22 protein-coding genes are annotated in these 24,891 nt (G+C 69.5%); 13 read left to right on the forward strand and 9 right to left on the reverse strand.

The window, feature by feature from the left end; genetic code table 11:
- Positions 1-114: 114 nt before the first annotated feature.
- Positions 115-1,038, reverse strand: coding sequence for a quinone oxidoreductase family protein (locus tag ACWEH3_RS04840; protein ID WP_450015818.1), 924 nt, complete (start codon positions 1,036-1,038; stop codon positions 115-117).
- A 410-nt stretch (positions 1,039-1,448) separates the two neighbouring features.
- Here ACWEH3_RS04840 and ACWEH3_RS04845 point away from each other — a divergent pair, with 410 nt between their 5' ends.
- A complete protein-coding gene (locus tag ACWEH3_RS04845; protein ID WP_450015816.1) occupies positions 1,449-2,285 on the forward strand; it encodes a helix-turn-helix domain-containing protein in 837 nt (278 codons plus the stop codon).
- Positions 2,286-2,295: 10 nt separating this feature from the next.
- A complete protein-coding gene (locus ACWEH3_RS04850; RefSeq protein ID WP_450015814.1) occupies positions 2,296-2,712 on the forward strand; it encodes a VOC family protein in 417 nt (138 codons plus the stop codon).
- 369 nt (positions 2,713-3,081) lie between these two features.
- On the opposite strand, the gene ACWEH3_RS04855 is transcribed toward ACWEH3_RS04850, so the two are convergent.
- From ACWEH3_RS04855 to ACWEH3_RS04865, 3 genes are all read right to left on the reverse strand, one after another.
- Positions 3,082-3,906, reverse strand: a complete 825-nt coding sequence (locus ACWEH3_RS04855) for a carbohydrate ABC transporter permease (RefSeq protein WP_450015833.1) — start codon at positions 3,904-3,906, stop codon at positions 3,082-3,084.
- A gap of 80 nt (positions 3,907-3,986) precedes the next feature.
- Positions 3,987-4,862, reverse strand: coding sequence for a carbohydrate ABC transporter permease (locus ACWEH3_RS04860; RefSeq protein ID WP_450015831.1), 876 nt, complete (start codon positions 4,860-4,862; stop codon positions 3,987-3,989).
- 50 nt (positions 4,863-4,912) lie between these two features.
- Complete coding sequence (locus ACWEH3_RS04865; RefSeq protein WP_450015812.1) at positions 4,913-6,223, reverse strand: ABC transporter substrate-binding protein; 1,311 nt, start codon at positions 6,221-6,223, stop codon at positions 4,913-4,915.
- Positions 6,224-6,426: 203 nt separating this feature from the next.
- Between ACWEH3_RS04865 and ACWEH3_RS04870 the strand changes: the two genes are divergently transcribed.
- From ACWEH3_RS04870 to ACWEH3_RS04885, 4 genes are all read left to right on the forward strand, one after another.
- A complete protein-coding gene (locus ACWEH3_RS04870) occupies positions 6,427-8,685 on the forward strand; it encodes a carbon starvation CstA family protein (protein ID WP_450015810.1) in 2,259 nt (752 codons plus the stop codon).
- Between the two features lie 53 nt (positions 8,686-8,738).
- Positions 8,739-8,942, forward strand: coding sequence for a YbdD/YjiX family protein (locus tag ACWEH3_RS04875; RefSeq protein WP_379255412.1), 204 nt, complete (start codon positions 8,739-8,741; stop codon positions 8,940-8,942).
- A gap of 172 nt (positions 8,943-9,114) precedes the next feature.
- Positions 9,115-10,737 (forward strand): DNA-3-methyladenine glycosylase 2 family protein, encoded by a 1,623-nt coding sequence (locus tag ACWEH3_RS04880; protein WP_450015808.1) that lies wholly within the window; start codon positions 9,115-9,117, stop codon positions 10,735-10,737.
- A complete protein-coding gene (locus ACWEH3_RS04885; protein ID WP_450015806.1) occupies positions 10,734-11,276 on the forward strand; it encodes a methylated-DNA--[protein]-cysteine S-methyltransferase in 543 nt (180 codons plus the stop codon). Before ACWEH3_RS04880 ends, ACWEH3_RS04885 begins: the two co-directional genes overlap by 4 nt.
- 208 nt (positions 11,277-11,484) lie before the next feature.
- On the opposite strand, the gene ACWEH3_RS04890 is transcribed toward ACWEH3_RS04885, so the two are convergent.
- Positions 11,485-14,685, reverse strand: coding sequence for an AAA family ATPase (locus tag ACWEH3_RS04890; RefSeq protein ID WP_450015804.1), 3,201 nt, complete (start codon positions 14,683-14,685; stop codon positions 11,485-11,487).
- 34 nt (positions 14,686-14,719) lie between these two features.
- Positions 14,720-15,895, reverse strand: coding sequence for an exonuclease SbcCD subunit D (locus tag ACWEH3_RS04895; protein WP_450015802.1), 1,176 nt, complete (start codon positions 15,893-15,895; stop codon positions 14,720-14,722).
- Between the two features lie 306 nt (positions 15,896-16,201).
- Here ACWEH3_RS04895 and ACWEH3_RS04900 point away from each other — a divergent pair, with 306 nt between their 5' ends.
- Positions 16,202-17,347, forward strand: a complete 1,146-nt coding sequence (locus ACWEH3_RS04900) for a DNA recombination protein RmuC (RefSeq protein WP_450015800.1) — start codon at positions 16,202-16,204, stop codon at positions 17,345-17,347.
- A gap of 58 nt (positions 17,348-17,405) precedes the next feature.
- Positions 17,406-18,269: a DUF6542 domain-containing protein gene (locus tag ACWEH3_RS04905; RefSeq protein WP_450015798.1), complete on the forward strand. Its 864-nt coding sequence runs from the start codon at positions 17,406-17,408 to the stop codon at positions 18,267-18,269.
- 27 nt (positions 18,270-18,296) lie between these two features.
- Here ACWEH3_RS04905 and ACWEH3_RS04910 read toward each other — a convergent pair whose 3' ends face one another.
- Positions 18,297-19,307: a 4-hydroxy-3-methylbut-2-enyl diphosphate reductase gene (locus ACWEH3_RS04910; protein ID WP_450015796.1), complete on the reverse strand. Its 1,011-nt coding sequence runs from the start codon at positions 19,305-19,307 to the stop codon at positions 18,297-18,299.
- Positions 19,308-19,559: 252 nt separating this feature from the next.
- Here ACWEH3_RS04910 and ACWEH3_RS04915 point away from each other — a divergent pair, with 252 nt between their 5' ends.
- Genes ACWEH3_RS04915 through ACWEH3_RS04930 form a run of 4 tightly spaced genes read left to right on the forward strand, consistent with a single transcriptional unit; the run spans position 19,560 to position 22,150 of the window.
- Positions 19,560-20,213, forward strand: a complete 654-nt coding sequence (locus ACWEH3_RS04915) for a lipid droplet-associated protein (RefSeq protein WP_450015794.1) — start codon at positions 19,560-19,562, stop codon at positions 20,211-20,213.
- The gene (gene xseA / locus ACWEH3_RS04920) at positions 20,210-21,532 is read left to right on the forward strand and encodes an exodeoxyribonuclease VII large subunit (RefSeq protein WP_450015792.1); all 1,323 of its coding nucleotides are present in this window, start codon (positions 20,210-20,212) and stop codon (positions 21,530-21,532) included. Before ACWEH3_RS04915 ends, xseA begins: the two co-directional genes overlap by 4 nt.
- 1 nt (position 21,533) lies before the next feature.
- A complete protein-coding gene (locus tag ACWEH3_RS04925) occupies positions 21,534-21,809 on the forward strand; it encodes an exodeoxyribonuclease VII small subunit (protein ID WP_450015790.1) in 276 nt (91 codons plus the stop codon).
- Positions 21,806-22,150 (forward strand): VOC family protein, encoded by a 345-nt coding sequence (locus tag ACWEH3_RS04930; RefSeq protein ID WP_450015788.1) that lies wholly within the window; start codon positions 21,806-21,808, stop codon positions 22,148-22,150. Before ACWEH3_RS04925 ends, ACWEH3_RS04930 begins: the two co-directional genes overlap by 4 nt.
- 17 nt (positions 22,151-22,167) lie before the next feature.
- Here the strand turns inward: ACWEH3_RS04930 and ACWEH3_RS04935 are convergent, their stop codons facing one another.
- Positions 22,168-22,665: a GNAT family N-acetyltransferase gene (locus ACWEH3_RS04935; protein ID WP_450015786.1), complete on the reverse strand. Its 498-nt coding sequence runs from the start codon at positions 22,663-22,665 to the stop codon at positions 22,168-22,170.
- A gap of 189 nt (positions 22,666-22,854) precedes the next feature.
- Positions 22,855-23,421: a DUF4245 domain-containing protein gene (locus ACWEH3_RS04940; RefSeq protein ID WP_450015784.1), complete on the reverse strand. Its 567-nt coding sequence runs from the start codon at positions 23,419-23,421 to the stop codon at positions 22,855-22,857.
- Positions 23,422-23,548: 127 nt separating this feature from the next.
- Between ACWEH3_RS04940 and glpX the strand changes: the two genes are divergently transcribed.
- Entirely contained in the window at positions 23,549-24,592 is a 1,044-nt protein-coding gene (gene glpX / locus ACWEH3_RS04945; RefSeq protein ID WP_356966745.1) for a class II fructose-bisphosphatase, read from the forward strand.
- Positions 24,593-24,891: the final 299 nt, after the last annotated feature.

The raw sequence follows: 24,891 nt of genomic DNA on the forward strand, positions 1-24,891 counted from the left end.
CGACCGCGACCACCCACACTGAGCCACACAACACCCTTCCCACTACCCGGTGTTGCACCCAACCCTTGAACCCAAGTCGCGAAATGCCGCAACCATGTGCCACTCGCGGCCGTCTCAGGGGATGAGGACGACTTTGCCGAGGTTGGCGTGGGCTTCGATGACGGCGTGGGCGGTGGCGGCTTCTTCGAGGGGATACTCGGCGTGCACGGCGGGGCGTAGTTGGCCGGAGGCGAAGTACTGCCAGAGTTCCTGGCGCCAGTGGTCGTAGGTGTCCGGTTGGGTTCGCGCTATGCGGGCCATCTGGAAGCCGATGACGGATTTCGCGCCGACGAGCAGGTCGTAGGCCTGGATGGTGCCGCCGCCGGAACTGTAGGCGACCAACCGGCCGCCGGGGGCCAGCGCCGCGATCGCGGGTGAGAGCAGATTGCCGCCGACGGCGTCGAGCACGTAGTCGGCGGGAGCGCCCCAGGACTCTTGGCCGTACTCGACCACGTCGTCGGCTCCGAGTTCCCGCACGAACTCCGACTTCGCCAGATCCGACACCGCGCCGACCACCCGCGCCGCGCCACGGACCCGCGCCAACTGGACCGCGAGGTGGCCGACGCCGCTCGCGGCGGCGGTGATCAGGGCAGACTCCCCTTCCCGGGGCGACGCGGCACTGAGCGCACCGAGCGCCACCAGGCCGCTGCGCACCAGCGCGACCGCGTCCACCGCCGACGCACCGTCCGGAATCGGCGACGCCATGGCCGCCGACAGCAGGGCGTAGTCGGCGTAGCCGTGTCCGAACACCAGGCCGGTCACGCGGTAGCCGGGCGCGTATCGGTCGACGCCCTCGCCCACCGCGACCACCTCGCCCGCGACCTCGCCTCCCAACGCGATCGGTTCGCGCTGCTCACGTACCTTCCGCACCACCGGCAGGGTCACCCCGACCGCCTCGACACGGACCAGAAGCTCACCCGGCCCTGGTGTCGGGACTTCGACCGAGACGAGCTCGAGCACCTCGGGACCACCGCTGCGCTCGTACTGCACCCGCCGCATCACACCTCCAGAAATCGTCAGGAGGCGCAACGGTAACCGGATCGCGGGTGGTGATCACAGTCCACTACACGCTGTAGTGGTACATCTCACCGCTGGTCGAGACCAGCGGAGAGCAGCCGGAGCGTTGGGTCCGCGCCGATGCCGTGCGGTCCATCGTCGAGGCGATGGCTATCGCGGACCTCGCGCGGATGGTCATCGTCAGCAACAGCGCCCGAGTCGCCGCACCCGGCGACGATCGGTTCCCCGCTTCGTGGTGAAGCCGCTGATCCTGTGCCCGCTGTTGCGGCACGGCCTGGCCGGCACGTCCGCGGCGGAGCACGTCGTCCGTGATTCGGCGCTGGACTGGACGATCGTCCGCGCACCTCAACTCTCGAGGCACTCCTGTCGGTCCCCCGGCGTAGCGTGACCGCATGGAGCCGACCTCCGAGGTGGTGACGGCGCGTCCGGCACTCACGCTCGCCTCGTTCATCGACCGGTACGTCGGTTATCGCATGTCCGGGTTCGCGGCGGGGATGCATCGGGGGTTGCCGTCGCGGCACATGACTTTCATCGTCGCGATCGGGCCCACGATCGACGTCGTCGAGCAGACGGATCCACGGCAGTCGCCCCGGAACTATCGGTGTGTGCTGAGCGGCCTGCAAGCGAGCACGGCGCTGATCGCGCATGACGGTCGTCAGGAAGGTGTGGCCGTGTCACTCACGCCGCTGGGTTGCCGCACCTTGTTCGGCATGCCCGCGGCGGCGCTGTGGGACACGTCGGTCGAATTCGCCGACGTCGTCGGACCTGTCGGATCGGAGTTGTGGGAGCGATTGCAGTACGCGCCGAGCTGGCCGGAGCGTTTCGGTGTCTGCGATCGGGTGCTCTCGGCGCTGGCCGATCCGGTCCGTGCGGTCGGTCCCGAACTCACCTGGGCATGGCGCGCGGTGGTCGGTTCCGGCGGCGGAATCGCGGTCGGCTCGCTCGCCGCGGAGGTCGGGTGGACCAGACAGCATCTGACGCGCCGGTTCAATCGCGAGTTCGGCCTGAGCCCGAAACTCGCGGCCCGGATCACGCGTTTCGAACGGGCGCGCCGGATGCTGGCGCACACGCCCTCCTACGTCACCATCGCCCAGGTGGCCGCCACGTGCGGGTATTACGACCAGGCTCATCTGGATCGGGACTTCGCCGACCTCGCCGGAACCAGCCCGACCGCGTGGCTGGCCGAGGAGATTCCATCCGTCCAAGCCGCGGACGAGTCCGCCGGATGACGATGAAGCCATGACGAATCCGACAGAAATCAGCACCCGCACCGCCGTCTGGCCCACGCTCATTTTCCGCGATGCCCGCGCGATGGCCGCCTTCCTGATCGAGGCGTTCGGCTTCCGGGAGGCGGCGCTCTACGCCCGCGAGGACGACCCATCGATCGTCGAGCACGCGGAACTGCGCTGGCCGCTGGGCGGCGGTGTCATGTTCGGCTCGGCAGGTAAGGACGACAGCCCGTTCAGCACCCGCCCGACCGGCACCAACTCGGTCTATCTCGTCTGCGAGGAGCCCGACGCGCTGTTCGCCCGCGCCACCGCCGCGGGCGCCGAAGTGGTCCGTGGCCTGCGCGACGAGGACTACGGCTCACGCGGCTTCACGGTCCGCGACCCGGAGGGCAATCTCTGGAGCTTCGGCACCTACTGGGGCGCTTGATCGGCTTGGGGACGAGGCCTCCTCGCAGAACGCAGCCGCGGCCCGGCGACGACTTCCGCCCGGCCGCGGCACCGCACCGCACCGCACCGCACCGCACCGATGAGGACGTTCGTTCGCCCGCCACGTCCGGACGGGTGAACACCAGACAGCGACGCACCCGAGAACGCGAGGACGCGGACGAGCGCGCTGGGCGCTCATCGAGAACCTGAGCAGGTAAGCGAATCCGCCTTCCACCCGGGCCCCGGGAACCCGAAAGCGATCAGTCGGCGCGCGCCGAGCCCGACAACGCCCACACCAACGCGCGGGCCGTCGCCGAAGAGCACCGGCAACCAGAAAGGCGCGCGAACCAGGCCGGTCGAGCGGACCCGCTCAGCGCCCGCCGAGCCCCGACATCGCGATGCCGCGGATGAACGCGCGCTGGGCTATCGCGTAAATAAGCAGCAGTGGGAGCAAGATGACGACCGCGGCGGCCATGAGGATGGGCCACTGGGTGTAGTACTGCCCTTGCAGCCGGACCAGTCCCAGGGTCGCGGTGGCGACGGCGTCGCGCTGGATCATGACCAGCGGCCAGAGGAAGTCGTTCCACACGGTGATCCAGGTGAGCACGGCGAGCACCATCAGGGCCGGACGGGTGTGCGGCAGCAGCACCCGCCAGTACACCTGCCAGGTGGAACAGCCGTCGAGGATGGCGGCCTCCTCGAGCTCCTCGGGCAGCGTGCGGAAGAACTGCCGCATCAGATACGTGCCGAACGCACTCCCGAACAGGCCGGGCACGATCATCGCCCACGGGGTGTCCACCCAGCCGAATGCCCGCATCAGCAGGAACTGCGGGATCACCGTCACGGTCAACGGCACCATCAGCGTCGCGAGGTAGGCGAGGAACAGCATGTCGCGCCCACGAAAACGCAGACGCGCGAAGGCATAACCGGCCAACGAGCAGAAGAAGACCTGCCCCGCCGTGACGCACAACGCGTAGATGGTGGTGTTGAGCAGCATCCGCCCCATCGGCAGCAGATCGAAGACCTTCCCGTAGTTCGACCACTGCGGCCGCTGCGGAAGGAGCGCCGCGTCGGCGATCTCGCCGTCCCGCTTCAGCGAGCCCGACACCGCCCACAGGATCGGCAGCAGCGCGCACCACGCGATGCCGACCAGCACCGCGTATATCGCGGTCCCGCGCACCACTCGCCGCACGATCGCCCGGTCGACGCGGCCGACCGCGACGAACGCGCGGTCGCGTCGGACCGGCAGCGCGCGCCGTACCGCCTCGTAGGTGTTCACTGTTCCACCTCCGACCGCCGGGCCATCCGCAGTTGCACCAGTGTCAGCAGGAACAGGATCGCGAAGATCACCCAGGCGAGCGCGCAGGCGTACCCGACCTCGTAGAAGCCGAACGCGTTCTGGAACAGCATGATCCCCAGCAGGTACGTACCCGTCTCCGGCCCCCCGTTGCCGCCGGTCAGCGCGTATGCCTGGTCGAACGCCTGCACCGAATTGATGATCGTGATGATGAGGACGAACGACAGCGGCCCCCGGATCAGCGGCACGGTGATCGCGAAGAATCGCCGCAGTGCCCCCGCTCCGTCGATCTTGGCGGCCTCGTAGAGCGTCTCCGGTACGCCCTGCATGGCGGCGAGCAGGATGACCGTCGCGAACGGCACACTCTTCCACACGGTGACGACGCTGAGCGAGACCAGCGCCCAGTCGGGGTCGGTCAGCCAGGGCACCGCGTCGATGCCGATCCAGCCGAGCGCGACGTTGAGCAGCCCGTCGTCGGTGAACAGGAACCGCCACACCACGGCCATGGCGACCGCCGAGGCGACCAACGGCAGAAAAGCGATGGTGCGAAATACACTTACGCCGAACAGTTTTCGATTCAGCGCGGCGGCGACGGCAAGTCCGATCAGCACTGTGGGCACCAAGGTCAGCAGCGTGAAAACGGCCGTATTGCGTAATGCGATGAGAAACAACGGGTCCGAGGTGAACAGCCGCCGGTAGTTGTCCACACCGACAAATCGCATGGGACTGAACAGGTCCCACGAATGAAAACTCAGATAGAGCGAAAAAACCAACGGGAACAACAAGAAAACCGCGACGGCCACCACGTTGGGCGCGACGAATGCCCAACCGGCCCGCTCGCGCCGCCGCGCCAATCGGGAGGCGACGCCCGCTTTGCCCGACGTTTGCGATCGCCGCGCTGCCATCATGGCGTCTCCAGCAGCGCGTCGACGTCGGAGGCGAAACGGCCGTCCAACGAGGCGGCGGTGGCGGCGCCGCGCAGCACTCGGTTGGAGCCGCGTTCGAGCAGGGCGGACACCTTCCCCCAAGCGGGGGTGATCGGCAGCGGGCGGGAATTGGCCGGACCGGCGGTGAACACCTCGAGATTGCGGATCTCCCGGTGCGCGGCGGCGAACCCCGGTGAGTTCATCGCCGACTGGAGCACGGGGACGAACAGCCCGGACGCGGCGATGATCGCCTGACCCACCGGTCCGGTAGCGAATTTGACGAATTCCCAGGCCTGTTCGATACGCGGGCTGCCCGCGGCGATGGCCAGGCCCGTGCTGCCGACGTCGGTGATGGCGCCTGGACCGCCGTGCGGGCCCACCGGCAGCACCGTGATGTCGATCGGGAGATCGTCGTGTCCGGCGAATTCGGAATACAGCCAATGCCCGCCCAGCGCCATCGCGGCCCGGCCCCGGCGGAACAGGTCGGGGGCCGAGACGGAAAGCGTGTCGGCGGCTTTCGGCGCCACGCGGTGGCGTACGGCGAGGTCGGCGTAGAACTGGAATCCCTCGGCGAACCGCGGATCGCCGAGGTTGGTCCTGGTCGGACGCACCGAGGGCGAGAACCATTCGGCGCCGTTGTTCATACCGAAACAGGCCGCCGAGAAGTACGGCACCCAGGCGTCGGCGAACCCCCACCGGGTGCGAGACGAGTCATGCCTGGTCAACGCCTCGGCAGCGGCCAGGAACTCATCGAACGACCAGGCGTCGCGCCAGCGCGCGGGCGGAGTGATCCCGGCTCCGTCGAACAGCTCCCGGTTGTAGTACAGGAACACCCCGGACCACTGTTCGGGTAGGGCGTACTGTCCGCCCGCGTAGGTGAAGGTGTCGTACAGCGCCGAATAGCTGTCGGCGCGCAGCTGCGTGGCGTACCGCGGATCGCGGTCGAGCAGGGTGTTCAGATCCAGCAGTACCCCGCGCTCGGCCAGCCCCGAATAGGTCAGCTCCCACGCCATCAGCACGTCCGGGCATTTGCCGCCCGCGCAGTAGGTGAGCATCTGTTGCAGCGGGTCCGGACCCGACATGATGGTGCGAATCCTGATATCGGGATGCAGCTTCCGGAACTCGTCGATGATCGTCAGCCGGACCCTGGCCTCTTCCGGCCTGGCCTGGAAGAAGAAGGTCAACGCGTCGTCATCGGAGCCGCAGCCGCCGCTCGCCAGCAGTGGCGCGGCCAGCGCCGACCCGAGCAGCGTCCGGCGACGGACCCTGGCGACGGGATTCGCACGCAACACAGCCCTCCTCCAGGGCGGATGTGGAGCTTCTCGAACGGCATGGCAGCATACGTTCGGCAATCACATGGTGACGGCCGACACATGAACAATATTTCACGGTGCGCGTCCGACGTCCGGAATCGGCACGACGGCGATCATCGATCGGTTACGTTGTCACGTGTTTGAGCAAGATCCTGCGCGTTTTACAGGAGAGAAGGCAGATGGCGACAATCGAATATCTGCGGACCGATCCCGATCTGCCGCCCGTCGGCGTGGTCGACAAGTCCCCGATCACACCGGCCAAGAAATTGATCTTCGCGGGGATCGCCGCACTCGGCGCCATAGCGTGGGCGGTGCTCGCCATCTCACGCGGCGAATCGGTGAACGCGGTGTGGATCGTGATCGCGGCGGTGTGCACCTACATCATCGCGTACCGGTTCTACGCCAGGTTCATCGAACGCAAGATCGTCAAACCACGCGACGACCTGGCCACACCTGCCGAAATCCTGGAGAACGGCAAGGACTACATGCCGATGGACCGGCGGGTGCTCTACGGGCACCACTTCGCCGCCATCGCGGGCGCGGGGCCGCTGGTCGGTCCGGTGCTGGCCGCGCAGATGGGCTACCTGCCGGGGACCATCTGGATCGTGGTCGGCGTGGTGCTGGCCGGCGCGGTGCAGGACTACCTGGTGCTGTGGGTCTCGATGAAGCGGCGCGGGCGCAGCCTTGGGCAGATGGCCCGCGACGAACTGGGCGTGATCGGCGGCTGGTCGGCCATCGTAGGTGTCCTGGTGATCATGATGATCCTGCTGGCGGTGCTCGCGCTGGTGGTGGTCAACGCGCTCGCGCACAGCCCGTGGGGCGTGTTCTCGATCGGCATGACCATTCCGATCGCGCTGTTCATGGGTGTGTATCTGCGGTTCCTGCGGCCGGGCAAGGTCGGCGAGGTCTCCGTGATCGGGTTCGCCATGTTGCTGCTCGCCATCGTCGGCGGCGGCTGGGTGTCGGAAACCGAGTGGGGCGCGGACTGGTTCACGCTCTCGCCGGTGACCATCTCCTGGCTGCTGATCGCCTACGGTTTCGTCGCCTCGGTGCTTCCGGTGTGGCTGCTGCTGGCCCCGCGCGACTACCTGTCGACGTTCATGAAGGTGGGCACCATCGTGTTGCTCGCGGTCGGCATCCTGGTCACGCTGCCGGTGCTGCACGCGCCCGCCGTCTCTTCGTTCGCGTCCAGCGGTACCGGACCGGCTTTCGCGGGCTCGCTGTTCCCGTTCCTGTTCATCACCATCGCCTGCGGCGCGCTGAGCGGCTTCCACGCGCTCGTTTCCTCCGGCACCACGCCGAAGCTGCTGGAGAAGGAATCGCACGCGCGGATGATCGGCTACGGCGGCATGCTGATGGAGTCGTTCGTCGCGGTCATGGCGATCATCACCGCCTCGATCATCGACCAGCACCTGTACTTCGCGATGAACGCGCCGCTCGGTCTCACCGGCGGCACCGCGGAGAAGGCCGCGGCCTACACCAATGGCCTCGGGCTCAGCGGTCCGGCGATCACTCCGGCGGAGCTGAGCCAGGCCGCGAGCGATGTCGGCGAATCGTCGATCATCTCCCGCACGGGTGGCGCGCCGACGCTGGCGGTCGGCATCTCCGAGGTGTTCCACCAATTCCTCGGCGGGGCGAGCATGAAGTCGTTCTGGTACCACTTCGCGATCATGTTCGAGGCGCTGTTCATCCTCACCACGATCGACGCGGGCACCCGGGTGGCCCGGTTCATGCTGTCGGACGCGCTGGGCAACTTCGGCGGTGTGGCGAAGAAGTTCCGTGATCCGTCCTGGCGGGTGGGCGCGTGGCTGTGCTCGGCCGTCGTGGTCGGCGCGTGGGGCTCGATCCTGCTGATGGGTGTCACCGATCCGCTCGGCGGCATCAACACACTGTTCCCGCTGTTCGGCATCGCCAATCAATTGCTCGCCGCCATCGCGTTGACCGTCGTGCTGGTGATCGTGGTGAAGAAGGGCCTCGCGAAATGGGCCTGGATTCCGGCGATTCCGCTGGTCTGGGATCTCTTGGTGACGATGACGGCGTCGTGGCAGAAGATCTTCTCCGCCGATCCGAAGCTCGGTTACTGGAAGCAGCACAGCATCTGCCGAGCCGCGCAGGAAGCCGGGAAGCTGTGCCTGACGGCGAAGACCCAGGACGACATGAACGCGATCGTGCGCAACACCTTCATCCAGGGCACATTGTCGATCATCTTCGCTGTGCTGGTACTGATCGTGACGGTGGTGGGCGCGCTGGTGGCCTTCCGCGCCTGGCGCTCCGGGGAGACGACGACCACCGAGACGCCCGAACAGCCGTCGAAGATCTTCGCGCCCAGCGGATTCCTCGTCACCGCTGCGGAGAAGGAAGTCCAGAAGGAGTGGGACGAGTTGATCGCGACCGGGAAGGCGCGCGCCTCCGGCGCGGCACACGTACACGCGCAATGAGCGACGCCGCGAAGCAGGGCGCCGATCGGTCCGCGCGACCGGTCGGCGCCCTGCTGCGCGCCGCGGCCCGCGCCTGCGGCGACGGCGTCCGAGCGGGCGTCTGGTGGTTCGACTCGATCCTGGGTGGGCAGGACTACCAGCGTTACGTGGAGCACCTGCGGCGCAGCCATCCCGGCTGCGCCATCCCGACCGAGCGGGAGTACTGGCGGCAGCGGCATGCCGAGGCCGATCGCAATCCGGCCAACCGGTGCTGCTGACCGAAAAGATTTTCGGCGCGCGTCACCACATGCCGATTCGGTAGTTGCCACAACTGTTGATCGGGCAACGGCTGTGCGATCTCATGGTCGTCGTGCGAGGTCGCGGCTACCCCCAGCGATGGTGGCCGATTCCCGCTAGCACGGGTTCGCCACAGCTGCCATTGTGGTGTGCGTGACGATCACGGCATTGGATTTCGAACGTTGCTACCGGGCGGTGTCGACCCGGGACTCGCGATTCGACGGGCAATTCTTCACCGCGGTGCGAACCACCGGAATCTATTGCCGTCCTTCTTGTCCGGCGATCACGCCGAAGCGGGCCAACGTGTCGTTCCTGCCGACCGCCGCCGCGGCGCAGCAGGCGGGTTACCGCGCCTGCCGCCGCTGCCTGCCGGACGCGGCGCCCGGCTCGCCGCTGTGGAACACGAGGGCGGATCTGGCCGCGCGGGCGATGCGGCTGATCGGAGACGGCGTGGTCGAGCGGGCCGGGGTACCGGGGCTGGCCGCCACGCTCGGCTATTCCCAGCGGCAGCTCACCCGGGTACTGACCACCGAACTGGGCGCGGGGCCGCTGGCGCTGGCCAGGGCGCACCGGGCGCACACGGCGCGGCTGCTCATCCAGACCACCGCGATGCCCATGTCCGACATCGCGTTCGCGGCGGGTTTCGCCTCGATCCGCCAGTTCAACGACACGGTGCGCGAGGTGTTCGCGGTCAGCCCCACCACCATGCGGCTCGAAGCGCAGCGCGCGAAAACCGGAGCCCCCGCGCGTCCCGTGCCGTCCGGCAGCGGCTCGCTCACGCTGCGGCTGCCCTACCGGGAACCGCTCGACCGGACCTGGCTGGAATGGTTCCTGTCCGCGCACGTGGTGCCGGGCATGGAATTGTGGGAGGACCGCGCCTACACCAGGAACCTGCGCACGCCACACGGGCACGCCACCGCGCGGTTGAGCTTCCAGCGCGACCATGTGCGCGCGGATTTGTCCCTGCACGACATGCGCGACCTCGCGCCGACGGTGACCAGGTTGCGGCACCTGCTCGACTTGGACGCCGACCCGGTCGGCATCGACGAAGCACTCGGTGTCGGGCCCACGGCGCACGGCGGGCCCCCGAAACGGCCGCCTGAGCAGGCCGCCGAATATCTGCCGGACGCGGGGGCGGGGTCACCGCCGGAGAGCGAAGCGCTGACCGAGATCGACCCGGTCGACGTCGGTCGCCCGTCGTTCACCCCCGGTATCCGTGTGCCCGGGTGCGTCGACGGGGCAGAACTACTGCTGCGCACCATGATCGGGCAGCAGATCTCGGTGGCCGCCGCCGCCACGCACACCGCCCGACTGGTCGAGGCACTCGGAGAACGGGTGGACGGGCCGATCCCGCTGCTGTTCCCGACGCCGGAGGTGATCGCCGAACGCGGCGCCGAGATCTTGACCGGACCCGCGCGGCGCATCCGATCCATCATCGCGGCCGCCGAGGCGCTCGCCTCCGGGGAGCTGGCGCTGCACCAAGGGCGCACCGCCGCCGACCTGCGCCGCGACCTGCTCGCGCTGGACGGTGTCGGGCCGTGGACGGCCGACTACGTGACCATGCGCCTGCTCGCCGATCCGGACGTCCTGCTCGGCACCGACTTGGTCGTCCGCCGCGGCGCGAGCCTGCTCGGCATCGACCTGACGGACACAGCGCGCTGGGTGCCGTGGCGGTCGTACTTGTCCATGCACCTGTGGAAAACGGCACTGACCAGCCGCGCCACACCTTCCGTTGTCCCCGCGCTCGCCACTACGAAAGGCAGTGTCGAATCATGAACGCCAGCTTCGCCGTCCGCACCGACGTCGGCAGCACCCACGCCGTCACAGCGGAGTTCGCCGTCACGGAGACACCGCTCGGCCCGTTCACCACGCTCGTCGACCCCGACGGCGCGGTGCTGGCGTCCGGTTGGACCTCCGATGCGGAAAACCTGCGCGGCCTGATCCATCCCGCCCTGCGGCCCGGCCTGCTGCGGCAGCGGGATTCGCTCGGCGAGGTGACCGGTGCCGTCACCGCCTATCACGAAGGCGATCTCACCGCGATCGACCCGATTCCCGTTCGCCAGCAGTCCGGGGAATTCCTCGTGCACGCCTGGGAAGTGCTCCGCGCCGTCCCGGCCGGCAGCCCACTCACCTACACCGAATTCGCTGCCCGCGCCGGCCGCCCCGACGCCACGCGCGCCGCGGCCAACGCCTGCGCCCGCAACGCCGCCGCCCTCTTCGTGCCCTGTCATCGGATCCTCCGCATCGGCGGCGCACTCGGCGGCTTCCGCTGGGGATTGCCCGTGAAACGGTGGCTGCTCGACCACGAGGGGTGAGGTCTCGCGGCTCGCCGACTCGCCCGCGCAGGGCATCCGCCAGGAACAGGAGGAGACCTACAGCAACGGCGTACGTCACGTCGGCGTGCAGGCCCATGGCGGCAACAGCCTGTCGTTCGGCGAGGCCGGAACGTACTGATCGCCGACCGTCAGTCCTCGACTTACACCCACCTGAAGGGCTCAATCGCCGAGCAGCCGGAGTCCGCGCTCAGGCGATCGTCGCCTGGAGGTGGGAGCCGTCGCGGCCGCGTACGACGTGCAGGCGGCTGGGGATGCGCTGGCGCATCTCGTCCACGTGGCTGACCACGCCTACCACGCGTCCGCCCGCGCGGAGTTCGTCCAGCACGCCCATCACGGCGTCCAGGGTGTCGGCGTCCAGGCCGCCGAATCCCTCATCGATGAACAAAGTGTCCAGCACGAGGCCACCGGATTCGGCGGCGACGGTGTCGGCCAGGCCGAGCGCCAGCGAGAGGGAGGCCATGAAGGTTTCGCCACCGGACAGCGTCTTGGCCGGGCGGATGGCTCCGGTGTAGTCGTCACTGATGTCCAGGCCGAGGCCGCCTCGGCGACCACGCGGCCCGGCCTTGTCCGAGTGAACGAATTCGTAACGGCCGCCGGACATTCTGCGTAGCCGCAGCGATCCCGCCTGGGCGACCTCCTCCAAGCGTGCGGCCAGAACGTAGGAATGCAGGGACATGCGGCGGTTGTTCGCACCGCGCCCGGCGACCAGGTCGGCCAGACCGTCGAGTTCCTCGAACGCCCGTTGTGCCGGGGCGATCCGGTCCACGGCGGCCCAGAGCTGGCCGCCGAGCTCCTCGAGTTGACTCGCTCGCCTGCTCGCCTCGGCATGGGCGGCCACAGCGGCGTTGAGCGCGGTCTGCGCGGCCGTCACCAGTGCGTCGAGCTCGGCGGGGTCGCCGGGCTCCTGCTCCGACGCCGCTCGGATCTCCGGTTCCGCCAGCACCGCTTCCGCCGCGGCACGGGCACGGTCGGCGGCCACAAGTTCCGCTTCGATCTCGGTCAGCCGCCGAGAGTCACGCGACGCGGCGTTGACGACTTTCGCGTAGGCGGTCAAGCGCGCGACATCGTCTCCCATCGTGTCGCGAGCTCGAGTGCCGACCGGCGCCGGTTCCTCGGCGCCGACGGAATCCGAAGCGGCCATCTCGGCGGATTCCGGGAGCTGAGCCGGAACGCCGGACAGAGCCGAGCCTTCAGTAGTGACCGACGCGGAGCCCGGAGCCGACGGCGAACCGCCATACTCGCCTTCCGGCACGAAACCCGCGACGCCGGCGAGGTTTTCGACCCGATCGGCGATCAGGGACACCTGCTCACGCGCCGCCACCGCTTCGGCGCGGGCGTCGCGCAGGGCGGTCGCCTCGGCGACGAGAGCGGCGAGCCGGGCACGGCGGCGGTCGATGGTCAGGTCGGCGCCCGCCGCGCTCCGCAGCCGGTCGGTGAGCTCGCCGAGGCGCTTTTCGGCGGAGGCGACGGTGGCGGCGACCGCGCTGCGGCGCGCCTCGGATGCGCGCAGCTCGTCGTGCAGGCGTGCCTCGTCGCCGCGCAGGCGCGTGAGTTCGGCTTCCAGCCCGTCGGCGTTGGCGGCCAGTTCCGAAGTGTCCTCGTAGCGGTCGGTCGCGGCGCGCAGGGCCGCGGCGAGTTCGACGCGGTCGGTATCGCCGCCGCGAGCGACCAGCGCTTCGATCTCCCGCTCCAGGCCGGTGATGTGAGCCAGCGCGCGATCGCGGACGTCCTCCGCGGCACGCTCGGCCGCCACCGCGGCTTCCTCCTCGTCCTTGGACACCGCGGTGTCGGTCGGCTGGGCGGGTGCGGGATGCTGCGCGGAACCGCAGACCGCGCAGGGGCTTCCGTCGACCAGCTCGCCCGCCAGTTCGGCGGCCATTCCGCTCAGCCTGCGCTCACGCAGATCCAGCACGAGTTCTTTGGCGTCGAGGTGCGTGGCGCGGGCGGCGTCGAACTCGATGCGGGCGTGATCGAGCGCGGTGCGCCGGGCGGCCAGCTCGACCGCGGCCGTGGCGGCCGCCTGCAACCGTTCGGTCTCCGCGGTGATGCCGGGCAGGGCGGCGACCGCTTCGGCGGCCTCGCGCAGCCTGGCCTCGGCCGCGGTGAGCACGGCGGGCAGCTCCTCGCGCCGCGCGGCGAGTTCGGTGACGCGCCGGGCCAGCGTCGCGTCCTCGGTGCGCAGGGCGTCGAGTTCACCGCCGAGCCGGGTGGCCGTGGCGGCGTCGGTTCGCACTTCGTCCAGCGCGCCGATCTGCGCGCTCCAGCGCTGGACCGCCGCGTCGATGTCGGCGTCATCGCGTACCCGATCGCCGTCGACCAGTTCGGCGCCGCCGAGTTCGGCGCTCGCCGGTTCCAGCAGGCGGGCTGCGAGCCGCTCTGCCGCCGTCTGCTTTTCGTCCTCGCGCCTGCGCTGGGATTGCACCGCCGTACGCGCTTCGTCGATGGCGGCGACGACCGGCGCGGCACGGCGAGCGAGGTCGAGCTCGGCTTGCAGTGCGGCGCGCCGATCCGCGCCCGCCACATAGTCGTCCAGTTGCGCGCGTGCCGCGCTCATGCGGCGACGCAGTTCGCGCAGCCGACGCTGCTGTTCGGCCTGCTCCCGGACGCGCGCCGATTCCGCCTGGCAGCGTTCGACTTCTGCCACGGCCGTGGCCAGATCAACGCGCGCGGTGGACAAAAGATCCTGCGACCACCCGACGCATTCGCCCGTACCCACCGAATCCGCTACCCCCGCAGCCATGCCCACCTGCGTGATCAGCCGCTTGATGCCGTCGGTACGAGCATCCAGATCCGCTTCGGCGGCGCGGCGCTTGTCGGCGAGCCACTGCTCGGCGGTGCCGAAACGCTTCGTGTCGAAGAGTTTTTCGAGCAGCTTCTCGCGATCTTCGTTGTCCGCGCGCAGGAAGCGGGCGAAGTCGCCCTGGGGCAGCAGCACCACCTGGAAGAACTGGTCGGCGCTCATGCCGAGCAGGCGCAGCACCTCCTCGCCGATATCCGGTATCCGGGAGAGGTTCTCGCCCCGGCCGTCCAGCCAGGCCAGCGTCGCCTTCGGATTGATCGTGCGCATGCCCGTGCCGTCCCGCTTGGGACGCTGGAACTCGGGGCTTCTGGTCAGACGCAGTCGCCGCCCGCCCAACGTCGCCTCCAGCACCACCTCCGGTGGTGTCTGCTCCGGTGCGTGATCGGAATGCAGACGCTTGCTCTCCCCGCGCGCACCGGGCACCCGGCCGTAGAGCGCGAACGCGATGGCGTCCAGCACCGTGGTCTTGCCCGCGCCGGTCTGGCCGTGCAGCAGGAACAGCCCGTCGGCGCCGAGCGCGTCGAAGTCGACGACCGTGGTGGCGGCGAACGGGCCGAAGGCGGTCATCTCCAGCTTGTGCAGCCTCATGCCGCCGCGCCTACGCCCGGCCTCGGCAGGGCGCTCATGCGGTCAGTTCCTCGGCGGCGGCCACGGTGGCCACCTGCTCCGGTTCGGCGACGGCGGCGGACAGCGCCCGCTCCAGCCACGTCATCTCGCTCGAGCTGGGTGCGCCGCGGACGTCGGTGAGGAAGCTGTGGGCTACTTCGATGTCGCGGCGGCCGTGCACCCGCTCACGGTAGCGCAGGTCCGGGCTGCCCTCGGGCCGTACCCATTCGACGTGCACCGCGTAAGGGAACCGTTCGCGCAGCTTGCGCATGGCGTCGACCGGGCGGGCGACGTCGGTGAGCACCGCGGACACGTAGTGCTGCTCGGCCGTACCGTACTCGGCGCCGCTCAGCAGTTCGTCCAAGGTGCCGGTCAGTTTGCTCAGGCCCCGCACCGTCGGCAGGTCCCTGCGGCGCACCGCTCGCAGGCCGGACGCATCCAAGTCGACGATCCAGACCGCTTTGCGATGCGCGTTCTCACCGAACGAGTAAGGCAGCGGCGAGCCGGAGTAGCGCACCGCCTCCGCGAGCGTCTGCGGTGAATGCAAATGGCCGAGAGCCACGTAGTCGATGCCGTCGAAAGCGGCCAGCGGAACCGTCTCGACGCCGCCGACCGAGATGGAGCGTTCCGATCCGGTGGCTTCCCCGCCGACCACGAAGGCGTGCGCCAGCACGACCGTCCGCGCCCCGGGCCGCCGCGCGATGTCGGCACGTACGCGAGCCATGGCCGCGTCCAGGATCTCCGCGTGCGAGCGCGCCTGCGGCACTGCGAGTTCCGCGCGGGTGATCTCCGGTTCCAAGTACGGGATGCCGTAGAACGCCACCGGCCCGTGCTCGTCTTCCAGCAGCACGGGCCGATCGGCGTCGGCCACGGTTGTGCGCAGATGCAGCCCACCCGCGGCGGCGAAGCTCGCGCCGGCGCCCAGCCGAGCGGGCGAATCGTGGTTCCCCGAAGTGGCTACGATCCGGGCCCCCGCACTGCGGATCGCCTCGAATCCCCGGTTGCACACCGCGATCGCGTCGGCGCTGGGAATCGACCGGTCGTACACGTCACCCGGCAGCACCACCACATCGACCGATTCCTCGGCTACCAGCTCCGCGATGGCGGTCAGTGAACGAGCCTGGTCGGCAAGCAGATCGACCCCGTGGAACGTGCGCCCGATGTGCCAGTCCGAGGTGTGCAGCATCCGCATGCCGCGAAACCGTAGGGCAAGGCACCGACAGACTTCAATCGCCCCGCCCGCCGTGTCGGGTTCGCCCAGCCGGAACCCGGCGTGTCCAGCGGACGTGTCGAGTCGGCGGATCCCGTTCGGCGACGAGCCGAAACCTCACGCACCTCTTGGCCTCCCGAATCCCACGGCGTGGGCGATTCCGGATGCCCGAATCCGAACAGCTATGTGAAATTTTCGGCAACGCGCTGGCCGAGCCGGTTTCCGACGCGATGCCGAGCAGTTGCCAGATGCTCGTTCTTGTCGGTGACGTACGGCACCATCTCCGCTATGACCGCACCGATGCTCGTCGCCCTCGTGCTGGTGTTCGCCGCCGGTCTCGGCCTCGGCTGGCTGGGCCGCGCCGCGCGGGACGGGCATCGCGCGGCGGCGGCCGAGGCGCGGCTCACCGCGGCGGCGGACAACGAACGACTGCTGCGGCAGTCGCTCACCGCGGCCAACGAGGATGCCGCGCGGAGGCATTCGCACGCCGTCGGCGCTCTGGTGGAACCGCTGCGGGCGGCGGTCGGAACGCTGAACGAGCACATCCAGCAGGTCGAGCGACAGCGGCTCACCGCGTATTCGAGCCTGCGCGAACAGGTCGCGAGCATGCAGCGCACGTCGCATCAGCTCACCGGGCAGACCGGCCGGCTGGTCGCGGCGCTGCGCGCGCCGCAAGTACGGGGACGATGGGGCGAGATCCAGCTGGAGCGGGTGGTCGAGCTGGCCGGGATGACCAGGCATTGCGATTTCCGGACCCAGGTGAGCCGCACCGGTCACGGCGAGGACGACCGCACGGTGCGACCCGATCTGGTGGTGCGCCTGGCGGGCGGCAGGCACATCGTGGTGGACGCCAAGGTGCCGTTCGCCGCCTACCTGGACGCATGCGGCACCGACGACCCCGACGTGCGCGCCGAGCTGCTCACCAGGCACGCCAAACATCTGCGCGCGCATGTCGACCAGCTGTCGGACAAGGCGTACTGGGCCGCCTTCGACCCCGCACCCGAATTCGTGGTGCTGTTCGTGCCCGGCGATCCGTTCCTGGACGCCGCCCTGACCACCGACTCCGAGCTGCTGGAGTACGCGTTCGGCCGCAATGTGATCCTCGCTACACCGTCCACCCTGATCGCGTTGCTGCGCACCATCGCCTTCGGCTGGCGGCAGGAGGCGCTCTCCAAGGACATGGCCACCGTGCAGCGGCTCGGCCGTGAGCTGTACCAGCGGCTCGGCATGACGGGGAAACATCTGGACCGGCTGGGGGCGCAACTCGGCAGAGCTGTCGAGGCTTTCAATTACACGGTGGCCTCGGTGGAGTCACGAGTGATGGTCACCGCGCGCAAACTGCACGAGCTCGAGATAGCCGAGCAGGAAGTGCCCGAGATCGGGCGTGTGGATTCCCGGCCTCGCGCGGTGAGCTTCGCCGACGCGGGCGAGTAACCGGGACTATGGCCGTGCCGTCACGCCGCCGAGAGCGGCGGCAACTAGTGTGCATATCGTGGCTGCTTCCGAACGTGTGCGATCCCGGGTGCCCGCGCCGCAACGCTCGATCCTGCCGTCGGTGCCGGGGATCCCGGTCGGCGCGGCGATCCTGATCGCGGTTGCCTGCACGTTTCTGGGATTCCTGATCGATGCCAGCGGCGGCAGTGCCGAGCTGACCGGCACGTTCGCCGCGCTGTACATCGTGGGCTGTGTGGCGGCCGTCGCCGCCGTTCGCTACCGGGGCTTGTTCAGCACGATGGTGCTGCCGCCACTGCTGCTCTTCGTCGCCGTCCCGCTGGCCTATCAGCAGCTCACCGGCCGCGGCTCGACCTCGATGAAGGACATCCTGCTGAACCTGGCGATCCCGCTGGTGAACCGGTTCCCGACCATGATGCTGGCCACGGTGGTGGTCCTGCTGATCGGTGGCGCCCGGATCTACCTGCACCGCCGGGAAGAGGGAGGCGACAAAGCACCACGCCGTGGCGGCAGCTGGGGCAAGTCACCTGCAAAGAAGACCAAGCCCGGCCGTTCCTCTCGTGGCCTGCCGGACTCCGCGCGCCGCAGAACCCGCCGCCCGAAGGACGAGCCCGCCGTGCCGGAGTCGGCCGACGCCGAACAACCCGCTGCTCCCCGGCCGGCCCGCCGACCGGCAGCGCAGGTCGCCGATACCCCGCCGCGCGTCGCCCCTTCCCGTCCGCGCGAAGGGCGGACTCCCGCCCGGGGCCCTGCCCGCCCGACCGGTGCCATGCCGCGGGCCGAAGGCGAACCACCGCGCGGCGCGGGCCGCCGCCGGGAGATGCCGCCGCACCCCCAGCCCAATGTGCGCTATCGCGAACGCGATTCGAACCGCCCGGAACGGCGCAGGCCAGAGAACCTGTAGGCGAGGTCGCTCGGTGCGGGCCCGGCGTCAGCGCCGGGCGTCGCGCAGTTCGCGGGGAAGGGCGAAAACGAGGGTTTCGTTGGCCGTGGTGACCGGCTGGACGTCGCCGTAGCCGTGCTCGGCCAGGCTGTCCAGCACACCACGGACCAGGATCTCGGGCACCGAGGCGCCCGAGGTGATGCCGATCGTGCGGACGCCGTCGAGCCAGGCCGGGTCGATCTCGCGGGCGAAGTCCACCAGATAAGCGGCCTTGGCGCCCGCACCGAGCGCGACCTCGACCAAGCGCACCGAGTTCGACGAGTTGCGCGAGCCGACCACGATCACCAGATCGCATTCCGGAGCCATCGCCTTCACCGCGACCTGGCGGTTCTGGGTGGCGTAGCAGATGTCGTCGCTCGGCGGGTCCTGCAGGGCGGGGAAGCGCTCGCGCAGCCGCTGCACCGTCTCCATCGTCTCGTCCACGCTCAACGTGGTCTGCGAGAGCCAGATCACCTTCGACTCGTCGCGCACGCTGACCTGGTCCACCGCGCCGGGCCCGTCGACCAGCTGCACGTGCTCGGGCGCCTCGCCCGCGGTGCCCTCGACCTCCTCGTGGCCCTCGTGACCGATCAGCAGGATGTCGTAGTCGTCACGGGCGAACCGCTTCGCCTCCTGGTGCACCTTGGTCACCAGCGGGCAGGTGGCATCGATGGTGTGCAGATTGCGCTCGGCGGCCGACGTGTGCACCGCGGGGGACACGCCGTGCGCGGAGAACACGACGACCGCGCCCTCGGGGACCTGGTCGGTCTCGTCGACGAAGATCACGCCGCGGTCGCGCAGCGTCTCCACGACGTGCCGGTTGTGCACGATCTCCTTGCGTACGTAGATGGGCGCACCGTGCTTCTCCAGCGCCTTCTCGACGGTTTCGACCGCCCGGTCCACGCCGGCGCAGTACCCGCGCGGCTCCGCGAGCAGCACGCGTTTTCCGCCGTCGGCGACGGTGCTTGCGGCACCTGCCGAGCGGGCGATTCCGACGTTCAAGGGAATGGCCGAAGACATGCCCACAGGATACGTGCGGCCCGGGATCGCGCCACGTCCGGGAGTTGCCCGTCACATTCCCGCCGCGACCCGCGGATCGGGATCGTAAGCCGGGTCTACGACCGGGTGCGACGATTGTTTCGGACGGCCCGCCGGGTTCCTGCGCGCATTTCCGCGATATGAGTGCGGTCCCGCCGATCGGCTACGACCCGCGAATACGCGAACCGCGCGCCCCTCCTTTGCATAACACACCATTTCCGGCAGGCTAGGACCATGTTTCGACCACCCTTTCTGGCCCGGGTCGCCGCAGGCGCGGCCGTATACGCCCTCGAGGAATCCCGTCGGCTACCCACGGCGGCAATGAATTTCCCGATCACGGCCATAAGTCAGGTGCTGCAGACGACGATGCACGTCCAGCAGTTCGTCACCAGTCTGGCCCTGAAGGGCGACGCGGTTTTCGACCGTTTGTCCAACCGCCCGGTCGAGCAGCCGGAGTGGGCCACCTTCGACGAGGACCTCGCCGACGACCCGAGCCCCAGCACGCTGCGCGCGAGCCGATTCGACCTCTACACCGCCGATGATCCCGACGCGTTCCCCGCGCCCGAATCCTTCGCCACGGACGACACCCGCGCAGGCGCGACCAACGGCCATGTCGCCTCCGTGACGCCGATCGGCGAGCCACCGGCCGAGGAGCCGGACCCGGACACCGATCCCGAGCCCGTCGCGGAAGCGCCCGTCATCGCCGAACCGGCAGTCGCCGGCCGCTACGACTACGCCAACATGACCCTGGCCCAGTTGCGCGCCCGCCTGCGCCTGCTGACTATCGATGACCTCACCGCGCTGCTCGAGTACGAGCAGCACACCCGCGCCAGGGCGCCGTTCGTGACCATGCTCACGAACCGGATCGCCACTGTGCAGGCCCAGTGACCGAACCCCGGACACCCTCGTCGCCGACGGCTGGCCGGGAGACCTCCGGCCAACCCGCCGCCTCTCCGGCCAACTCCGCCGAGCATCCGTGGCCGGTGCGTTCGGTCTCCATCAAGGTCGCCCAGTGGATCGACCGGCTCGGCAGCATCTGGGTGGAGGGCCAGATCACCCAGATCAATCTCCGGCCCGGCACCCGCACCGCGTTCCTGGTGCTGCGCGACCCGTCCGCCGACATGTCGCTGTCGGTGACCTGCGATCCCGACCTGATCCGCAACTCCCCCGTTCCCCTGCAAGAGGGCAGCCGGGTGGTCGTCTACGGCAAGCTCTCCTTCTTCACCGGGCGCGGCACGATCTCGCTGCGCGTGCTGGAGATCCGCCCCGTCGGCATCGGCGAACTACTGGCCCGCATCGAACGGCTGAAGGCGCTGCTGGACGCCGAGGGCCTGTTCGATCCCCGGCTCAAGCGTCCGATCCCGTTCCTTCCCGGAACCATCGGCCTCGTCACCGGCCGCGCGAGCGCCGCGGAGCGCGATGTGCTGAGCGTCGCTCGCAATCGCTGGCCCGCGGTGCGTTTCGAGATCCGCAACACCGCCGTGCAAGGGCCGACCGCGGTATCGCAGATGCTCACGGCGCTGGCGGAGCTCGATCGGCATCCGGACGTCGAGGTGATCGTGCTCGCGCGCGGCGGCGGCAGCGTCGAAGACCTGCTGCCGTTCTCCGACGAGGCGCTGTGCCGCGCCATCGTGGCCGCGACCACGCCGATCGTCAGCGCGATCGGCCACGAACCGGACAACCCGCTCAGTGACTTCGTCGCCGATTTGCGCGCGGCCACGCCGACCGACGCCGCCAAACGGATCGTCCCGGACGCCGCCGCTGAGCTGGCCTGCATTCGTGAACTGCGCGAACGCACCGCCGCGGCGTTGCGGGGTTGGGTCGACCGAGAGACCAAGGCGCTCGCCCAAACGCGTTCGCGACCCGTGCTGGCCGATCCGCTGCGCGAGATCGATCGCCGCCAGGAAGAGATCGAACGTCTGCGCGCGGCCACGCACCGCTGCGCCGAGCACTTCGTCCGCACCGAAACCACGGCCACAAGGCATCTGCGCGAAAAACTCACCGCCGTCGGCCCCGCCGCCACACTCGCCCGTGGCTACGCTGTCGTGCAGCGGGTCACCGGTCGGGAACGCGAGGTGGTGCGTTCGATCGAGGACGCGCCCGCCGGCAGCCAGCTGCGCATCCGGGTCGCCGACGGGGCCATCACGGCCGCCGCGCTCGGCACCCAGGCCCTCGGCGCCAAGAACACCGACACAGGGAGGAACTGACTTGGCCCAGTCCGGCAAGTCCACCGAAGCCGAGGGGACGGGCGCCGACCCGGCCGACGACGCCGCCGAGATCGCCGGTTTCGGCTACGAACGCGCGCGCGACGAACTCGTCAACGTCGTCAAGATCCTCGAACAGGGCGGCCTCGACCTCGATGAATCCCTCGCTCTGTGGGAGCGCGGCGAGGCGCTGGCCAACCGCTGTGAGGAACACCTGGCGGGCGCGCGCAAGCGCGTCGAGGACGCGCTGCACCGCACCGACCTGGAGCGGCAAGAGTGACCATCCGCCGCGCCACGCCCGACATCCGCACCACCGATCTGGCCGCCAGCCGCGACTTCTACCGGCTGCTCGGCTTCCACGAGGCGATGGACCTCGGCTGGGTCGTGACGATGGCCTCGTCGTCCAACCCGACCGCGCAGGTCCTGCTCGTCGGCCCGGACGCCGAACAACTCCAGCCGGACATGAGCGTGGAGGTGGACGACGTCGACGCCGTGCACGCGGCGGTGACCGCAGCGGGCGCCGAGGTCGTCTACCCCTTGCGTGACGAGCCGTGGGGCGTACGCCGCTTCTTCGTCCGCGATCCGAGCGGGACCATCGTCAACGTGGTGAGCCACCGCTGACGACGGCCTCCGCCTCGTCAGCGCGATGCGGCCACGGCGCGGAACCGTGCGACGCCGTCCGCGCTGCTCACCCGCTCGAATCCGGCCTTCTCCAGCACCCGCGCCGACGGCGGATTCGACAGCTCCACCTCGGCGTGCACCGCACGAACGCCGGGTGCGGTGAGCGCGTGCGCCGTGAGGGCGACGGCGGCCTCGGTGGCGTACCCGCGACCGCGCCGCGAGCCGACGATGCCGTACCCGAGCTCGAGGTCACCATCGGCGGGCGGCCAGAACAGCCCGGTCGATCCGACGACGAGCCCGGTCGAGCGCTCGATGACGAGCCGGTGCCCGAACGGCCCGAGCCAGTCCGGGTGCGCCGCGAGCAAGCCCGCGATGACGCGATCGCCGTCGGCAGGGAAATCCGCCGCCCACTCGGCGTGACGGCGGCCATCGAGCACGGCGGCCGCCGCAGCGGCGGTCCACGCCCGCAGAATCAGCCGTTCGGTGCGCAGGTCGGGGGAAAGGGAAACAGACACGTGACGCTCCTGGTCATCGAAGAAAGACCGGTCCGCGTCCACGGAAAAATCAGTGGCGCGCGAACCGGCGGAAGGCATGCGAAAGACGGCTGAGGGCAGCCATATTCATCGACCTCCGAAAACCGGTTCGGCACGTGTCTCGTACCGCGGCAAAGCTAACGAACGCGCGCAGCCGAAGACAAGCGGATTTCAGGGCTTCAGCGGTTGCGCCGCGGTAATCGCCTGGGCGAGCGTGCTGAACGCCGCCTGGTTGCCCGCGCCGGTGATCAGCACGCGGGACTGGCCGAGGTCGGCGATCCATGCGGTCTCCGAGCCCTGCTCGGCGTATACGATCCATTTCTGCGCGCCGACCTGCTCGGTACCACTGGCGTAGCGCGACCCGAGCACGAACCTGGCCAGCGCCTCCTCGGTCGCGTTGCTCTGCGTGAACCGCATGTAGGTGCCCTGCGGCGTGATGTAGCCGACCGTGCTGACCGGCCCGCCGCCGTTGCCGCCGATCGACTCGCGACTGCCGGAGTTCGGCGTCCAGCCCGCGGGCAGGTCCGGGTTGCGGATGGGGAACGGCAGGGAACGAGCGTCGGCAGTGAGCGCGGCGCGCGCGTCGAAATGCGGGATCTGCCCCTGCGTCGGACCGTTCGCGGCGAAACTGCATTGGCTGGCCAGCCCGGCGAACACCAGCGCGATCAGGACCAACGGGATCAACGACCAGAACAGATCCCGGTAGTCGTTCAAGATGCGCGGCTTTTGGTACGACACGCTCCCAGTATCCACTCGTGCGGCGACGCCGCCCCCTGCACCCCGGCACCATGAGCAGGGGTGTACGGCCGTGCCACATCGAATGAGACAATTGACCGGTACGTACCGACGCACAGGAGGCCCCGCAATGACGGCAACTTCCCCTACACCTAGCCGCCGCGAGGCGCCCGACCGCAACCTCGCACTCGAGTTGGTCCGCGTGACCGAGGCAGGGGCGATGGCCGCGGGCCGGTGGGTCGGACGCGGCGACAAGGAGGGGGGCGACGGCGCGGCCGTCGACGCCATGCGGCAGCTGGTCAGCTCGGTGTCCATGCGCGGCATCGTCGTCATCGGCGAGGGCGAGAAGGACGAGGCGCCCATGCTGTACAACGGCGAGGCCGTCGGCGACGGCACCGGCCCGGAAGTGGACTTCGCGGTCGACCCGATCGACGGCACCACGCTGATGTCCAAGGGCGTGCCCGGCGCGATCTCGGTGCTCGCGGTCGCCGAACGCGGCGCCATGTTCGACCCGTCCGCGGTGTTCTACATGCACAAGATCGCCGTAGGCCCCGACGCCGCCCACGTGATCGATATCTCCGCCCCGATCGCGGAGAACATCAGCCGGGTCGCCAAGGCCAAGAATTCCGCGAAGTCCGACCTGACCGTCTGCATCCTGGACCGCCCCCGGCACGCCGAGCTCATCCAGCAGGTGCGTGACGCGGGCGCCCGCATCCGCCTGATCTCCGACGGCGACGTCGCGGGCGCGATCGCCGCGGCCCGCCCGGACTCCGGCACCGACATCCTGGTCGGCATCGGCGGCACCCCGGAGGGCATCATCGCCGCCGCCGCGATGCGCTGTATGGGCGGCGAGCTGCAAGGCATGCTCGCGCCCAAGGACGACGAGGAACGGCAGAAGGCCATCGACGCGGGCCACGACCTCGACCGCGTACTGACCACCGAGGACCTCGTCTCCGGTGAGAACGTGTTCTTCTGCGCCACCGGCGTGACCGACGGCGACCTGCTGCGCGGCGTGCGCTACTACGGCGGCGGCGCGTCCACCCAGTCGATCGTGATGCGCTCGAAGTCCGGCACGGTCCGCATGATCGACGCCTACCACCGCCTGACCAAGCTGCGCGAATACTCCTCGGTCGATTTCATCGGCGACGAACACGCGGTCCCGCCGCTGCCGTAATTTCTTTCCAGCGCCTGCGGCGCTGGGTGTTCGCGGCCCCTTTGTGGCTCGCGTTTGCGCGACCACCGCTGGCGACTTCGTCGCGGACGCGGTGGTCGCGCAAACGCGAGCCGGGCCGCGAACGGCGCATGCTCGGTCTCGCTTCGCTCGGAATCGGGGGCTGAGGTCAGTGGTCCTGCAGGTTGGAAACCGGCGGCACCCGATGCGCGCAGTTCATGGCCCCGGTCAGCTTCCACCCGTAGCGATCAGATAGCGGAGCGGGTAGCCGGGAGTGTCTCCGCAGGCCAGCGGCCATGCGC

The organism is Nocardia sp. NPDC004718, assembly GCF_053601535.1.

Bases quoted from the DNA above. Each gene is read 5' to 3' on its own strand.
- ACWEH3_RS04915 (WP_450015794.1), top strand. From the start codon at position 19,560: ATGTTTCGACCACCCTTTCTGGCCCGGGTCGCCGCAGGCGCGGCCGTA.
- ACWEH3_RS04885 (WP_450015806.1), top strand. From the start codon at position 10,734: ATGAACGCCAGCTTCGCCGTCCGCACCGACGTCGGCAGCACCCACGCC.
- ACWEH3_RS04910 (WP_450015796.1), bottom strand. From the start codon at position 19,307: ATGTCTTCGGCCATTCCCTTGAACGTCGGAATCGCCCGCTCGGCAGGT.
- ACWEH3_RS04870 (WP_450015810.1), top strand. From the start codon at position 6,427: ATGGCGACAATCGAATATCTGCGGACCGATCCCGATCTGCCGCCCGTC.
- ACWEH3_RS04895 (WP_450015802.1), bottom strand. From the start codon at position 15,895: ATGCGGATGCTGCACACCTCGGACTGGCACATCGGGCGCACGTTCCAC.
- glpX (WP_356966745.1), top strand. From the start codon at position 23,549: ATGACGGCAACTTCCCCTACACCTAGCCGCCGCGAGGCGCCCGACCGC.
- ACWEH3_RS04850 (WP_450015814.1), top strand. From the start codon at position 2,296: ATGACGAATCCGACAGAAATCAGCACCCGCACCGCCGTCTGGCCCACG.
- ACWEH3_RS04900 (WP_450015800.1), top strand. From the start codon at position 16,202: ATGACCGCACCGATGCTCGTCGCCCTCGTGCTGGTGTTCGCCGCCGGT.
- ACWEH3_RS04840 (WP_450015818.1), bottom strand. From the start codon at position 1,038: ATGCGGCGGGTGCAGTACGAGCGCAGCGGTGGTCCCGAGGTGCTCGAG.
- ACWEH3_RS04845 (WP_450015816.1), top strand. From the start codon at position 1,449: ATGGAGCCGACCTCCGAGGTGGTGACGGCGCGTCCGGCACTCACGCTC.
- ACWEH3_RS04890 (WP_450015804.1), bottom strand. From the start codon at position 14,685: ATGAGGCTGCACAAGCTGGAGATGACCGCCTTCGGCCCGTTCGCCGCC.